This window comes from Klebsiella sp. Q2 (assembly GCF_009900705.1).
GTDB lineage: Bacteria > Pseudomonadota > Gammaproteobacteria > Enterobacterales > Enterobacteriaceae > Klebsiella > Klebsiella quasipneumoniae.
Genome location: NZ_JAAABE010000004.1, coordinates 449,965 through 465,744, shown reverse-complemented (window position 1 = coordinate 465,744; position 15,780 = coordinate 449,965). Strand labels below are relative to the sequence as shown.

Here is a 15,780-nt window from a genome sequence, read left to right as displayed (position 1 = left end):
TTTACTCCTTTTCTGTTCAGACCTGGGAGTATATCAGCAGCGCGCCATGAATAAACCGTATTGCTTTACCTCTCTTAGCGCGGCTGTGTTATAATTTGCGACCTTTGAATCCGGGATACAGTAGAGGGATAGCGGTTAGATGAGCGACCTTGCGAGAGAAATTACACCGGTCAACATTGAGGAAGAGCTTAAGAACTCTTATCTGGATTATGCGATGTCGGTCATTGTTGGCCGTGCGCTGCCGGATGTCCGAGATGGCCTGAAGCCGGTACACCGTCGCGTACTTTACGCCATGAACGTATTGGGCAATGACTGGAACAAAGCCTATAAAAAATCAGCCCGTGTCGTTGGTGACGTAATCGGTAAATACCACCCGCACGGCGACTCCGCGGTATACGACACCATCGTCCGTATGGCGCAGCCGTTCTCGCTGCGTTACATGCTGGTGGACGGCCAGGGTAACTTTGGTTCCATCGACGGCGACTCCGCCGCGGCGATGCGTTATACCGAAATTCGTCTGGCGAAAATCGCTCATGAGCTGATGGCCGATCTTGAAAAAGAGACGGTCGATTTCGTTGACAACTATGACGGTACGGAGCGTATTCCGGACGTCATGCCGACCAAAATTCCTAACCTGCTGGTAAACGGCGCCTCCGGGATCGCCGTCGGGATGGCCACCAACATACCGCCGCATAACCTGACGGAAGTGATCAACGGCTGTCTGGCTTATGTCGACGACGAAGACATCAGCATTGAAGGGCTGATGGCGCATATTCCTGGCCCTGATTTCCCGACCGCCGCCATTATCAACGGCCGTCGCGGCATTGAAGAGGCCTACCGCACCGGTCGCGGTAAAGTCTACATCCGCGCGCGCGCGGAAGTGGAAGTGGACGCCAAATCCGGCCGCGAAACCATCATCGTGCATGAAATTCCTTATCAGGTGAACAAAGCGCGCCTGATTGAGAAAATCGCCGAGCTGGTAAAAGAAAAACGCGTGGAAGGCATCAGCGCGCTGCGTGATGAGTCTGATAAAGACGGGATGCGCATCGTGATTGAAGTGAAGCGCGACGCGGTAGGGGAAGTGGTGCTCAACAACCTCTATTCCCAGACCCAGCTGCAGGTCTCCTTCGGTATCAACATGGTTGCGCTGCACCATGGCCAGCCGAAGATCATGAACCTGAAAGACATCATCGCCGCCTTCGTGCGCCACCGCCGCGAAGTGGTGACCCGTCGTACGATTTTCGAACTGCGCAAAGCGCGCGACCGGGCGCATATCCTCGAAGCGCTGGCCGTGGCGCTGGCCAACATCGACCCGATTATCGAACTGATCCGTCGCGCGCCGACCCCGGCTGAAGCGAAAGCGGCGCTGGTTGCCCAGGCGTGGGATCTCGGTAATGTCGCGGCGATGCTGGAACGTGCCGGTGATGACGCCGCGCGTCCGGAATGGCTGGAGCCAGAGTTCGGCGTGCGCGAGGGTAAATACTACCTGACCGAGCAGCAGGCTCAGGCGATTCTGGATCTGCGTCTGCAGAAACTGACCGGCCTTGAGCATGAAAAACTGCTCGACGAATATAAAGAGCTGCTGGAACAGATCGCGGAACTGCTTCACATCCTCGGCAGCGCCGACCGTCTGATGGAAGTGATTCGCGAAGAGCTGGAGCTGATCCGCGACCAGTTTGGCGACGAACGTCGTACCGAAATCACCGCCAACAGCGCTGATATCAACATCGAAGATCTGATCAACCAGGAAGACGTGGTGGTCACCCTGTCGCATCAGGGCTATGTGAAGTATCAGCCGTTGACCGACTACGAAGCACAGCGTCGTGGCGGTAAAGGCAAATCGGCAGCGCGCATTAAAGAAGAAGACTTTATTGACCGCCTGCTGGTGGCCAACACCCATGACACTATCCTCTGCTTCTCAAGCCGCGGTCGTCTGTACTGGATGAAGGTCTATCAGCTGCCGGAAGCCAGCCGCGGCGCGCGCGGTCGTCCGATCGTCAACCTGCTGCCGCTGGAAGCCGATGAGCGTATCACCGCTATCCTGCCGGTCCGCGAGTACGAAGAGGGCGTTAACGTCTTTATGGCCACCGCCAGCGGTACCGTGAAGAAAACCGCGCTGACCGAGTTCAGCCGTCCGCGTTCCGCTGGCATCATCGCGGTGAACCTGAACGAAGGCGATGAGCTGATCGGCGTCGATCTGACCTCTGGTCAGGACGAAGTGATGCTGTTCTCCGCGGCCGGCAAGGTCGTGCGCTTCAAAGAAGATGCCGTTCGCGCCATGGGCCGTACCGCCACCGGCGTACGCGGCATTAAGCTGGCGGAAAACGACAGCGTCGTCTCGCTGATTATTCCGCGCGGCGAAGGCGCGATCCTGACGGTGACGCAAAACGGTTACGGTAAACGTACCGCCGCGGCTGAGTATCCGACCAAGTCGCGTGCTACCCAGGGCGTTATCTCGATCAAAGTCACCGAGCGTAACGGTTCCGTGGTCGGCGCCGTACAGGTGGATGATTGCGATCAGATCATGATGATCACCGACGCCGGGACGCTGGTGCGTACCCGCGTTTCCGAAGTGAGCATCGTGGGCCGTAACACCCAGGGCGTGATCCTCATCCGCACCGCGGAAGATGAAAACGTGGTGGGTCTGCAGCGCGTCGCTGAGCCGGTAGACGATGAAGAGCTGGACGCCATCGACGGTAGCGCGGCGGAAGGCGATGATGATATCGCCCCGGAAGCAGATACCGATGACGACATCGCCGAAGACGAAGAGTAATCGTCCCAGGTAAATGTTCTGAAAGGGCCGGGTATTCTCCCGGCCCTTTTTGCATTAACATTGCGGCAAAGCCGGTTTACCGCTACTTTAACCCCATTCTGTTGAGTCCCTGACGGCCGAGCATCGCCACATTGAAATATCTTGCCTCTTTCCACACAACCCTGAAGGTTTCACGTTATCTGTTCAGAGCGCTGGCGGTATTGCTGTGGCTGCTGATTGCGTTTGTCTCTGTGTTTTATATCGTCAACGCGCTACACGAGCGGGAAGCCGAGATCCATCAGGAGCTCAATCTCAATGCCGATCAGGCCCAGCGCTACATTCAGCGTACGGCGGACGTGATTAAAGAGCTGAAGTATGTCGCCGGTAACCGGCTGTCGGCAGGGGATGCGGTAGCGCAAGGGCAAAGCGGCGATATTGCGATCCCCAGCTTTGAACCCCTGTATCCTGACTCCGACTGCAGCGCGATGAGTAGCGCCTGGCGTAATTCGCTCCAATCGCTGGCGTGGTTTATGCGCTACTGGCGGGATAATTTTACCGCCGCCTACGACCTTAACCGCATCTTTCTCATCGGCAGCGATAATCTGTGTATGGCCAACTTTGGCCTGCGGGACGTGCCGATTGAGCGCGATCAGGCGCTGAAAGTCCTGCATCAACGCATTGAGCAATACCGCAATGCGCCGCAAAACGAGCGCGGCAACAACCTGTTCTGGATAAGCCAGGGCGTGCGCCCCGGGGTGGGCTACTTTTACGCCCTGACGCCGATCTATATGGCCAATCGCCTGCAGGCGATGCTCGGCGTGGAGCAGACCATCCGCATGGAAAGCTTCTTTACGCCGGGCAGCCTGCCGATGAGCGTGACGATCTTCGACGATAACGGCCAGCCGCTGATCTCGCTGGCCGGCGCGGAAGGCAAAATCCAGAGCGAAGCGAAGTGGATGCAGGAGCGAATGTGGTTTGGCTACAGCACGGGTTTCCGCGAGCTGGTGCTGAAGAAAAGCCTCGCGCCGTCCTCCCTGAGCATCGTCTATTCCGTCTCGGTAGACCAGGTGCTGGAGCGGATCCGCATGCTGATCATCAACGCCATCGTTCTCAATATCCTCAGCGGCGCGATGCTGTTTGCGCTGGCGCGGATGTATGAGCGGCGCATTTTTATCCCGGCGGAAAATGACGCTCAACGGCTGGAAGAGCATGAGCAGTTCAACCGCAAAATCGTGGCCTCCGCCCCGGTGGGGATCTGTATTCTGCGCACCCTCGACGGAACCAACATTCTCAGTAACGAGCTGGCGCACAACTATCTGAACATGCTGACCCACGAGGACCGCCAGCGGCTGACGCAGATTATCTGCGGCCAGCAGGTCAACTTTGTCGATGTGCTGACCAGCAACCATACCAACCTGCAGATTAGCTTTGTCCACTCGCGCTATCGCAATGAAAACGTGGCGATTTGCGTGCTGGTGGACGTTTCCGCCCGCGTGAAGATGGAGGAGTCGCTGCAGGAGATGGCCCAGGCGGCGGAGCAGGCCAGCCAGTCGAAATCGATGTTCCTTGCCACCGTCAGCCATGAGCTGCGTACCCCGCTGTATGGCATCATTGGTAACCTCGATCTGCTGCAGACTAAAGCCTTGCCGAAAGGCGTCGATCGCCTGGTGACGGCGATGAACAACTCCTCGAGCCTGCTGCTGAAAATCATCAGCGATATTCTCGATTTCTCCAAAATCGAGTCCGAGCAGTTGAAGATCGAGCCGCGGGAATTTTCCCCGCGCGAGGTCATGAACCATATCTCCGCCAACTATCTGCCGCTGGTGGTGCGCAAGCAGCTGGGTCTGTACTGCTTTATCGAACCGGACGTTCCGGAACAGATGTCCGGCGACCCGATGCGTCTGCAGCAGGTGATCTCAAACCTGCTGAGCAATGCGATCAAGTTCACCGACACCGGCTGCATTATCCTCCACGTTCAGTGCGCGGGAGATTATCTGCAGATTAGCGTCCGCGACACCGGGGAGGGGATCCCGGCGAAAGAGGTATTGCGCCTCTTCGACCCTTTCTTCCAGGTGGGGACCGGCGTGCAGCGCAACTTCCAGGGCACCGGTCTTGGCCTGGCGATCTGCGAAAAACTGATCAGCATGATGGATGGCGATATCGCCGTGGAAACGGAGCCGGGAATGGGCAGCCGCTTTACCATCCGCATCCCGCTGTATGGCGTGCAGAACACGCCGCAGGTGACGGCGGACGGTTTCGCTGGCAAGACCTGCTGGCTGGCCATCCACAATACCTCGTTGGCGATGTTCGTCACCTCGCTGCTCAGCTATCACGGCCTGACGGTACGCCGCCATGCCGGAGAAACCCCGGACGCCGAGGATGTCTTACTCACTGACGATGAAGCGCTGAGCGGCTGGCAGGGAAGGGCGATGGTCATCTTCTGCCGTCGTCATATCGGTATTCCGCAGGAGCGGGCCGCCGGCGAGTGGCTGCATAGCGTGACGACGCCGCATGAACTGCTGCCGCTGTTGGGACGTATTTTCCACGTCGCGCTGGCCAGTGCGGAGAATAGCCGGGCGCTGATGGCGCCGGAGGCGCAGGTCGGCAATAACGACGACATGATGATTCTCGTGGTCGACGATCATCCGATCAACCGCCGCCTGCTGGCGGATCAGCTGGGATCGCTCGGCTACCAGTGCGTGACCGCCAACGACGGGGTCGACGCGCTCAACGTCCTCAGCAAGCAGCACATCGATATTGTGCTCAGCGACGTCAACATGCCTAATATGGATGGTTATCGTCTGACGCAGCGCATTCGTCAGCTTGGCCTGACGCTGCCAGTGATTGGCGTAACGGCCAATGCCCTGGCGGAAGAGAAGCAGCGCTGTCTGGAATCGGGGATGGACAGCTGTCTGTCCAAGCCGGTGACGCTTGACGTGCTGAAGCAAACGCTGACGGTATATGCGGCGCGGGTACGTAAAGGGCGGGAATAATCGGGAGCTCCGTCTCGCCGGGGCGAGACGGAGAGCGCGTCGGGATTACTCTTTGTCCGTCGAGCTCAGCGAGACGGAGGAGAGGTAGTTCAGCAGGGCGATGTCGTTTTCGACGCCCAGCTTCATCATCGCCGACTTTTTCTGGCTACTGATGGTTTTGATGCTGCGGTTCAGCTTTTTGGCGATCTCGGTCACCAGGAAGCCTTCGGCGAACAGACGCAGCACTTCGCTCTCTTTCGGCGACAGACGTTTATCGCCATAGCCGCTGGCGCTGATTTTTTCCAGCAGACGAGAGACGCTTTCCGGGGTGAATTTCTTTCCTTTCTGCAGCGCGGCCAGCGCTTTAGGCAGATCGGTCGGCGCCCCCTGCTTGAGGACGATCCCTTCGATATCCAGATCCAGCACCGCGCTGAGGATCGCCGGGTTATTGTTCATGGTCAGAACAATGATCGACAGATCCGGGAAGTGGCGCTTGATGTATTTGATCAGCGTGATCCCGTCGCCGTATTTATCACCGGGCATGGACAGATCGGTGATCAGCACATGGGCGTCCAGCTTCGGAAGATTGTTGATAAGGGCCGTGGAGTCTTCAAACTCGCCAACGACGTTCACCCACTCAATTTGCTCAAGTGACTTACGAATACCGAACAGTACAATCGGATGGTCATCGGCAATAATTACGTTCATAGTGTTCATGTATAAGGCTACCTTCTACAGCAAGCTCTTGACGTAAGCGTCAATGTCGCTGATATATTTTTCTATGCCTTGCGCATCCTTTTCGCGAATCAGATGCTCAAGCGTTTCACATAACTGCTTGCCGGGTATCAGATTAAGCATAGCAAATGCCCCTTTGAGGCGGTGGGCGGTTTGCGCCAGAGCAGCAAAATCACCCGCTTCGTTTTCAGTATACAATCTCTGAACATCATCCGGTACCGTATCGGCAAACAGTGCGTAATAGCCGCTGGCATGGAGTTCGGCGTTACTCTCGTTTCCTGAGGTGGCGGGCTGAACCGCCTCCTCCGCCAGCTGCTGCTCAATAAGCTGCAGGATAGCCTCCTGCATCGCCGTGCTAATATTAAAGTTGACCCGCAGTTGGCCCGGGCCGATTTTGCGTATCCCAACCTCATCATCGCTTAAAAGCAAGCCCGAAGCAGTAAGATTAGACGGATTATCCGTTAAATACAGATCGAACGCTTGACTTGTCGCTCGATCGTCCGGCGTGATGCAGGACGCCCCCCAGCTCTCCAGCTGGCGGGTGACAATCCGCCGTACTTCGCTGGAGGTCACATCCAGCAGGACGATAACGTCATCCAGCAGATGTTCTCCCGCCTCTGGCGCCTCTTCGCTGGCCGGCATTTTCAGATGCAGGCTATAGCGAGTCCCCAGCGACTCCCGCGCTTTGATGGTCAACTGCCCGCCCAGCTTGAGCGTCATACGGTCACATAACCAGAAGGTAAGGGCGTTCGCTTTGCCGTACAGATCGCTCTGAGTCTCATTGAGATACGGGAAGTGCATATTGTCGATCTCGTTTGCCGAGACCCCGTTGCCAGTATCCAGTATGCGGAAGGTCAGGCGATCGCTGGCCGACTCTTCCTGGCAGACGTCGAGGGAGATCTTGCCGATAGGCGTGGTGGTGATGGAATACTGGATCAGCAGTACCAGCGTGCGCCGCAGGGCTTCACGGTCGCCATAGCGTTGCTCGCCGGCAGGCAGCGCGTTATTGATAAGCAACTGCAGACCCTTGCGCTTCATCGCCGGCAGCACCTCCGGTACGACGTCGTCGATCAGCTCCTGCACCGAGAACAGCGACTGGCTGGTTTTCCAGGCATCGCTTTCCAGCAGGTTGGCGAGCTGAATATCATCGATCAGTTTGACCAGCTCATCGGCATGCTGCGCCAGCGTCCGGCTCTCCGCGCCGTCGAGCGCCGCTGCCTCAGCCGCCAGGTTAAGGGCTGGCTGCTTCAGGGCGCTGCCGATATGCCGCATAAAGGTCGTCCGGCCCTGCTGGTTTTTCTCATACAAGCGCTGGGCCTGTTTGAGCTTTTTATTGACCAGCACTTCGCGGTCCTGGTCTCGGATAATCAGGATCTGCGTGCGCGGCGCAACCTGGCTGCGATACTGGCGGATCTCATACTGTTCGTTGTTGACGGTGGCCTGGATCACCCCCTGATGCTGGTCCGCCATGTTAGTGATGTTCTGCAGATTCAGGTGCGGAAGCAGATGGTCGGCAATCGGGTTGCTGATCACCGTTCGGTTGGCTTCCTGATCGTGGACCAGCAGCCCCAGCGGCAGCAAAGAAACAATTTCTTCATTAAGGGCACGCAGTAAACGCAGTTCGCTATTGGCGGCGGAGGGGAGCCCGGCGCCCGAGGCGCTGCTGCGACCTTTATAATGCCGAAAGGTCGTGAAACCGAACAGCGCCAGCGCCAGCAGGCCAATGTTAAGCAGCAGCGGCAGAAGAATGTTTTGCAGGGATTCCAGCAGCATGGTGCTCATCGGTACCGTCCACACTAACTGCATACCGGTGGTGCTGATGTCGGTGGCGATGTCAATCTGCATGCCGTTGAAGGTGATCCCGATATGATCGCTAGCCTCTTTCTCGGGGCTGGCGGCCACATTTTGCGTGGGATCAGGCTCGATACGAAAGCTATCCAGCGCCATGCCCGGCGGGATCAGATCGTTAATCGGCAGGTCGAAGGCGACCACCGTTGCCAGGTGTCCTGGCTGATTGAAGGTAGTACGTAACGTAAAGTAGTGCGCGTTCTGCCAGGCAAGATGGCGCAGCGGCGAGAAGGTCTCGCGCTCATCAAGGGTATTGGCCTGCAGCAGCATTTCCGCGCGCCGGGATTCCACCACGCTGCTGATCGTTGACTCTTTAAAGCTTGAGGAGAGGTCCTTCAACGGCAGGGTGGAGATAAGGATCAGGCTATTGTCCAGCCCATTGAGATAGTACATCGACCACGGAATGGTCTCCGCGCCCCACAAAATATCCAGATAATCGGACATTTTCTGCGTCATCTCGAGGGTCGAACTGTCGTGGGAGCCAAAGATCAGGGCTTCGGTTTTACGCCGGGGCTTCTCCAGATAGTACACGTCCTGCTTTAAACGCGTCTCCTGCAGACCGCCGCTGGCGGTGTTGGCGGAGGTGGCGGCGATATTGTCGTAGATCTGCCAGGTGGCATAGCGCCAGGTATCAATGCGTTGGTGCAGGGCATGGGAGACATCAACTACCTGATAGCTCTTCTCTTTCAGCCAGGCATTGACGGCGCTTTGAATCATCACCCCCATCGTCGCCAGCAGGACAATAACCATCAAAATGAAGAAGCGGCTGATGTTGCCGGGGATCAGAGAGAATTTTTTCGGGGTCATCTTGTGGCTGAACGACTCATCATTGTTTGTAAACAGGATGTAGCGCCAGAGTAACTGGCAACAAAGCAGATGCTGCAGGCAGTATAAAGGCTAATGGCGTAAATCCATACTACAGATTGGTGCCAGCGGCGCGATACCGCCCAGGAATTATCTTAGAAACGAAGCGTAAATGAAACCGCGTCCGCAAGACTGACCAGTGACGATATTGACAGAAACAAAAGCCAGGAATCGCACGAAATAACAAGACATTGGCAGAATAAGCGCAAAAGACGGCCTAATTGATTGATTAATAGTCGTTAGGGAATCATTGGCTGTAGCACAGATAAATTAAAGTTGTGTAAAGAAGGGTAAAAAAAACCGGATGCGAGGCATCCGGTTGAAATAGGGGTAAACAGACATTCAGAACTGAATGACGGTAATAAATAAAGTTAATGATGATAGCGACTATTATTTTAGTCACCGATGATCATTTTGTTTTACCATTCAGTGCTATAGGCTTAGTTTTGTATATCGTGTTGATTTTAAATGGCTAAATAATTTTTTTGATTATTAGTGCGTATTTCCCTGGCCATTTTGGGGTAAAAAAAAGTTCCGCCATATTTACAAATTGAAACATATTGTGGGAACTTTGAAACATCTTAGAAGTTTTAGTATCATATTCTTGTTGGATTATTCTGCATTTTGCAGCACAATGAAATAGCCGACTGATTAGAAGGGTAATCAGTAAGCAGTGGCATAATAAAAGGCATATAACAAACAGAGGGTTAATAACATGAAAGTTAAAGTACTGTCCCTCCTGGTACCGGCTCTGCTGGTAGCAGGCGCAGCAAATGCGGCTGAAATTTATAACAAAGACGGCAACAAATTAGACCTGTACGGTAAAATTGACGGTCTGCACTACTTCTCTGACGACAAGAGCGTCGACGGCGACCAGACCTACATGCGTGTAGGCGTGAAAGGCGAAACCCAGATCAACGACCAGCTGACCGGTTACGGCCAGTGGGAATACAACGTTCAGGCGAACAACACTGAAAGCTCCAGCGATCAGGCATGGACTCGTCTGGCATTCGCCGGTCTGAAATTTGGCGACGCGGGCTCTTTCGACTACGGTCGTAACTACGGCGTAGTATACGACGTAACGTCCTGGACCGACGTGCTGCCGGAATTCGGCGGCGACACCTACGGTTCTGACAACTTCCTGCAGTCCCGTGCTAACGGCGTTGCAACCTATCGTAACTCTGACTTCTTCGGTCTGGTTGACGGCCTGAACTTTGCTCTGCAGTACCAGGGTAAAAACGGTAGCGTCAGCGGCGAAGGTACTTCTCCGACCAACAACGGTCGTGGCGCTCTGAAACAGAACGGCGACGGTTACGGTACCTCTCTGACCTATGACATCTTTGATGGCATCAGCGCTGGTTTCGCGTACTCTCACTCCAAACGTAATGGCGACCAGAACACCCAACTGGAACTGGGTCGTGGCGACAACGCTGAAACCTACACCGGCGGTCTGAAATACGACGCCAACAACATCTACCTGGCCACTCAGTACACCCAGACCTACAACGCGACCCGCGCTGGTTCTCTGGGCTTTGCTAACAAAGCGCAGAACTTCGAAGTGGTTGCTCAGTACCAGTTCGACTTCGGTCTGCGTCCGTCCGTGGCTTACCTGCAGTCTAAAGGTAAGGATCTGGAAGGCTACGGCGACCAGGACATCCTGAAATATGTTGACGTTGGCGCGACCTACTACTTCAACAAAAACATGTCCACCTATGTTGACTACAAAATCAACCTGCTGGACGACAACAGCTTCACCCGTAACGCCGGTATCTCTACCGACGACGTGGTTGCACTGGGCCTGGTTTACCAGTTCTAAGTCGCAAGCTGCATAACAAAAAGGCGCCTCCGGCGCCTTTTTTTATGTCTGGTTTAACCTCGCTGGTATACTCTTGTCGCCCTGGTAAGAGGAGCCTCGATTAATGGATATGACTTTCTTTCGCGCCGCGCTGTTGGGCGCCTGCGTACTGTTCTCTGGCTGCGATTCAGCCACCACTCCCGCGACACCCGCCTCAACGGCCACCGTGCTGGATGGCAAAACAATGGGCACCTTCTGGCGGGTCAGCGTTATCGGCGTGGATGAGGCAAAGGCGCAGACGCTGCGCGCCAAGGTTCAGGCCCAGCTGGACGCCGACGATCGCCTGCTGTCGACCTGGAAAAACGACTCGGCGCTGATGCGTTTCAACCACGCGGCGGATACCCGGCCCTGGCCGGTGAGCGAAGCGATGGCGGACATCGTGACCCTGTCGCTGCGGATTGGCGCCAAAACGCATGGCGCGATGGATATCACCGTCGGGCCGCTGGTCAATCTGTGGGGCTTTGGCCCGGATAAACAGCCGGTCGCCACTCCGGATGCGCAGGCGATCGCCGCGGCGAAAGCGCGCACCGGCCTGCAGCATCTGCAGGTTATCAATCAGAGCGGCAGGCAGTTCCTGCAAAAAGATATTCCCGATCTGTTTGTCGACCTCTCCACCGTGGGGGAAGGCTATGCCGCCGACCACCTTGCGCGCTTGATGGAGCAGGAGGGGATCTCCCGCTATCTGGTGTCGGTGGGCGGGGCGCTGGTGAGCCGCGGGATGAACGGCGAAGGCAAGCCCTGGCGGGTGGCGATCCAGAAACCGACCGACCGGGAAAACGCCGTTCAGGCGATTGTCGACATCAATGGCCACGGCATCAGCACCTCCGGCAGCTATCGCAACTACTATGAACTCGATGGCAAACGTATCTCGCACGTCATCGATCCGCAGACCGGGCAGCCGATAACCCATAAGCTGGTCTCCGTGACCGTCATTGCGCCAACGGCGCTGGAGGCGGACGGCTGGGATACCGGGCTGATGGTGCTGGGGCCGGAAAAAGCGCAGCAGGTGGTGCGCGAGCAGGGCCTGGCGGTCTACATGATCGTCAAAGAGGGGGAGGGCTTTAAAACCTGGATGTCGCCGCAGTTCCGTACCTTTCTCGTCGGCGAAAAAAATTAAAAAGCAAGATTGCGGGTTTTTTGCTGCGGGCTTTTCCGCAGACTGAGGATACACTTACAGCAGGAGACCCGTGATGAAATCGATAGTTGCCGATACCGATGACCGCCGCTGGCAGGCGGTCTGCGAGCGTGATACCCGGGCCGATGGTCAGTTCGTCTTTGCGGTACTGACCACCGGCGTCTGCTGCCGTCCCTCCTGCCGCTCGCGGCGCGCGCGGCGGGAAAACGTGCGCTTTTTTGCCGACGTCGCTGCTGCCGTGACGGCGGGATTCCGCCCCTGCAAACGCTGCCAGCCGGATAAAGACTCTCGGCAGCAGCAAAGGATCGACAAGGTGGCGCAGGCCTGTCGGCTGCTGGAGCAGGAGGCGCCCCTGACCCTCGAGGCGCTGGCGCGCGAGCTGGCGGTCAGCCCGTTTCATTTCCACCGTTTATTCAAATCCGTCACCGGCATGACCCCGAAAGCCTGGCAGCAGGCGTGGCGCGCGCGACGCCTGCGGGAGGCGCTGGAGCAGGGGAAACCGGTGACCCGCGCCGCGCTGGCGGCCGGCTTTCCCGACAGCAGCAGCTATTATCGCCAGGCCGATGCCGCCTTAGGGATGACCGCCAGCCAGTTTCGCCGCGGCGGCGCCGCCACCGTGGTGACCTGGACGACAGGCGACTGTGCGCTGGGCCGCTGCCTGGTGGCGCAAAGTGAACGCGGCGTCTGCGCTGTGCTGCCGGGTGATAACGATGCTGCTTTGCTCGACGATCTGCGTCAGCGCTTTCCCCGCGCCGAGCTGCGTCAGGGCGACCCTGAGTTTCGTCGTCAGATGGCGGAGATTTTCGCCCACCTCGACGACAGCCGGCGGCCGGTGTCGCTGCCGCTGGATCTGCGGGGCACCGCGTTCCAGCTGCAGGTCTGGCAGGCGCTGCGGCAGATCCCGGCGGGGGAGACCCGAAGCTACCGCCAGGTGGCCGAGCATATTGGCCAGCCGCGGGCGGTAAGAGCCGTGGCCGGCGCCTGCGCGGCGAATTCACTGGCGGTGATCGTTCCCTGCCATCGGGTGGTGCGTGAAGATGGCGCGCTATCCGGTTATCGCTGGGGAACGGCGCGAAAAGCGCAGCTGCTGGCGCGCGAGGCGCAACGAGAGGAGGAGTAATGCTCGATCTGTTTAGCGATACCCCACCGTGGCAGGAGCCGCTGGCCCCCGGCGCGGTGGTGCTTCGCCGCTTTGCCCGCGAGCGTGCCCCAGGGCTGCTGCAGGCGATTGCCGACGTCGCCCGCCAGTCGCCGTTTCGCCAGATGGTCACGCCGGGCGGGTACACCATGTCGGTGGCGATGACCAACTGCGGCCGGCTGGGCTGGACCACCGATCGCCACGGCTACCTCTACGCCCCGGTCGATCCGGTCACCCGTCATACCTGGCCGCCGATGCCGGCCGTATTCCATGAACTGGCGCTGGCGGCAGCCGCGGCCGGCGGCTATCCGGGCTTTTCCCCCGACGCCTGTCTGATTAACCGCTACCAGCCCGGCGCAAAGCTGTCGTTGCATCAGGATAAAGATGAACAGGATCTGCGGGCGCCGATCGTCTCGGTCTCCCTGGGCCTGCCGGCCATCTTTCAGTTTGGCGGGTTGCAGCGCAGCGACCCGCTGCAGCGGCTGTTGCTGGAGCATGGCGATGTGGTGGTCTGGGGCGGGGAGTCGCGCCTGTTTTATCATGGCGTTCAGCCGCTGAAAGCGGGCCATCATCCCGAGACCGGCGACTGTCGATATAACCTCACCTTTCGGCAGGCGGGCCGTCCCGGCGATTAAAATAAGAATTATTCTTGATGTCACCGGCGAGCCGTTTAAACTGCTGGCTGTTTTGCTTTTCCGGATAGCCTGTTATGGAACTTCTTTCTCTCGTCTGGCGCCAGTATCGCTGGCCGTTTCTGGGCGTTATTGCCCTTAGCCTGCTCAGCGCCGCGCTGGGTATCGGCTTAATCGCTTTTATTAACATGCGCCTGATCGCCACTGTCGATACCTCGCTGCGGGTGCTGCCGGAATTTCTTGGCCTGCTGGGGCTGTTAATGGCGGTGACCCTGGGTTCGCAGCTGGCGCTGACCACCCTCGGCCACCATTTTGTTTATCGCCTGCGCGGCGAGTTTGTGAAACGCATCCTCGATACCCAGATTGAACAGGTGGAGAAGATCGGCAGCGCGTCGCTGCTTGCCGGGCTGACCAGCGATATCCGCAATATTACCATCGCCTTTGTACGCCTCCCTGAGCTGGTGCAGGGGATCATTCTCACCTTCGGCTCCGCCGCTTATCTGGCCTGGCTGTCAGGAAAAATGATGCTGGTGACGGCGCTGTGGATGGCGCTCACCATCTGGGGCGGCTTTGTGCTGGTGTCGCGGGTGTACAAACATATGGCCAGCCTGCGCGAAACGGAAGATAAGCTCTATCACGACTACCAGACGGTGCTGGAAGGGCGTAAAGAGCTGACCCTCAACCGGGAGCGCGCGGAGTATGTGTTTAATCAGCTCTATCTCCCGGACGCCCGCGACTACCGGCACCACATCGTTCGCGCCGATACCTTCCATCTCAGCGCGGTCAACTGGTCGAATATTATGATGCTTGGCGCCATCGGGCTGGTGTTCTGGATGGCCAACAGCCTCGGCTGGGCCGATACCGCCGTGGCGGCGACCTACTCCCTGACGCTGCTGTTTTTGCGCACGCCGCTGCTCTCCGCCGTCGGCGCGCTGCCCACGCTGCTTAGCGCCCAGGTGGCGTTTAATAAGCTGCGCCAGTTCTCGCTCGCCCCTTACCGGGCGGATTTCCCCCGGCCGCAGCCGCAGGCTGACTGGCAGACGCTGGAGCTGCGCGATGTCACTTTCCATTATCCGGACCAGCGCTTTGCGGTAGGGCCGCTTAACCTGACGCTAAAACGCGGCGAGCTGGTGTTTCTGATCGGCGGCAACGGCAGCGGCAAATCAACCCTGGCGATGCTCCTGACCGGCCTGTATCAGCCGATTTCCGGTCAGATTCTGGTGGACGGCCAGCCGCTGGCGGCGGATAAACCGGAGGCGTACCGCAAACTGTTCTCCGCGGTGTTTACTGACGTCTGGTTGTTCGACCGTCTGCTCGGGCCGCAGGGCGAGGAGGCCGATCCGGCGCTGGTGGCAACGTGGCTGGAGCGTCTGCAAATGGCCCACAAGCTGCAGCTGGAAAACGGTAAGATCGGCGACCTGCGGCTGTCGAAAGGGCAGAAGAAGCGCGTGGCGCTCCTGCTGGCGCTGGCCGAGTCCCGGGATATCATTCTGCTGGATGAATGGGCGGCGGATCAGGACCCGCATTTCCGCCGCGAGTTCTACCAGGTCCTGCTGCCGCTGATGAAGCAGATGGGGAAAACCGTGTTTGCCATCAGCCATGACGATCACTACTTCCAGCACGCCGATCGCCTGCTGGAGATGCGTGCCGGGCAGCTGTCCGAGCTCACTGGCGAAGAGCGGGCGCAGGCCTCCCGCGATGCGGTGGCCCGCACGGCCTGATTCACGCTGCGCGCCCGGGGAAAGCCGGGCGCCGCTGAAATTTTCAGCGTCTACAGTGCTGACGGTTATTATTTCCCCCTCCTCGCGCTATGCTTAAGGCTTCCGGCCCGCAGGCCGGCTCACTATTC

At 57.9% G+C, this 15,780-nt stretch carries 9 protein-coding genes; 7 read left to right on the top strand and 2 right to left on the bottom strand.

Annotation, left to right across the window (positions count from 1 at the left end):
- Nucleotides 1-139: 139 nt before the first annotated feature.
- Entirely contained in the window at nt 140-2,773 is a 2,634-nt protein-coding gene (gene gyrA / locus GT756_RS17650) for a DNA topoisomerase (ATP-hydrolyzing) subunit A (RefSeq protein ID WP_004201688.1), read from the top strand.
- Between the two features lie 131 nt (nt 2,774-2,904).
- Entirely contained in the window at nt 2,905-5,745 is a 2,841-nt protein-coding gene (rcsC, locus tag GT756_RS17645; RefSeq protein ID WP_043520276.1) for a two-component system sensor histidine kinase RcsC, read from the top strand.
- 45 nt (nt 5,746-5,790) lie between these two features.
- Here the strand turns inward: rcsC and rcsB are convergent, their stop codons facing one another.
- Both rcsB and rcsD read right to left on the bottom strand, forming a co-directional pair.
- Entirely contained in the window at nt 5,791-6,441 is a 651-nt protein-coding gene (gene rcsB / locus GT756_RS17640; protein ID WP_004201684.1) for a response regulator transcription factor RcsB, read from the bottom strand.
- Nucleotides 6,442-6,456: 15 nt separating this feature from the next.
- Nucleotides 6,457-9,114, bottom strand: coding sequence for a phosphotransferase RcsD (rcsD, locus tag GT756_RS17635; protein WP_160124969.1), 2,658 nt, complete (start codon nt 9,112-9,114; stop codon nt 6,457-6,459).
- A 772-nt stretch (nt 9,115-9,886) separates the two neighbouring features.
- Between rcsD and GT756_RS17630 the strand changes: the two genes are divergently transcribed.
- The 5 genes from GT756_RS17630 (at nt 9,887) to GT756_RS17610 (ending at nt 15,652) form a co-directional block, all read left to right on the top strand.
- Nucleotides 9,887-10,987, top strand: coding sequence for a porin OmpC (locus GT756_RS17630; protein WP_032733378.1), 1,101 nt, complete (start codon nt 9,887-9,889; stop codon nt 10,985-10,987).
- Between the two features lie 103 nt (nt 10,988-11,090).
- Nucleotides 11,091-12,143, top strand: a complete 1,053-nt coding sequence (apbE, locus tag GT756_RS17625) for an FAD:protein FMN transferase ApbE (protein WP_130939500.1) — start codon at nt 11,091-11,093, stop codon at nt 12,141-12,143.
- A 73-nt stretch (nt 12,144-12,216) separates the two neighbouring features.
- Nucleotides 12,217-13,281, top strand: a complete 1,065-nt coding sequence (gene ada / locus GT756_RS17620; RefSeq protein WP_160124968.1) for a bifunctional DNA-binding transcriptional regulator/O6-methylguanine-DNA methyltransferase Ada — start codon at nt 12,217-12,219, stop codon at nt 13,279-13,281.
- Nucleotides 13,281-13,934, top strand: coding sequence for a DNA oxidative demethylase AlkB (alkB, locus tag GT756_RS17615; RefSeq protein ID WP_065697571.1), 654 nt, complete (start codon nt 13,281-13,283; stop codon nt 13,932-13,934). The genes ada and alkB overlap by 1 nt, the downstream gene beginning before the upstream one ends.
- A gap of 74 nt (nt 13,935-14,008) precedes the next feature.
- Nucleotides 14,009-15,652, top strand: a complete 1,644-nt coding sequence (locus GT756_RS17610) for a multidrug ABC transporter permease/ATP-binding protein (RefSeq protein WP_065697570.1) — start codon at nt 14,009-14,011, stop codon at nt 15,650-15,652.
- The last annotated feature ends 128 nt before the right edge of the window (nt 15,653-15,780 follow it).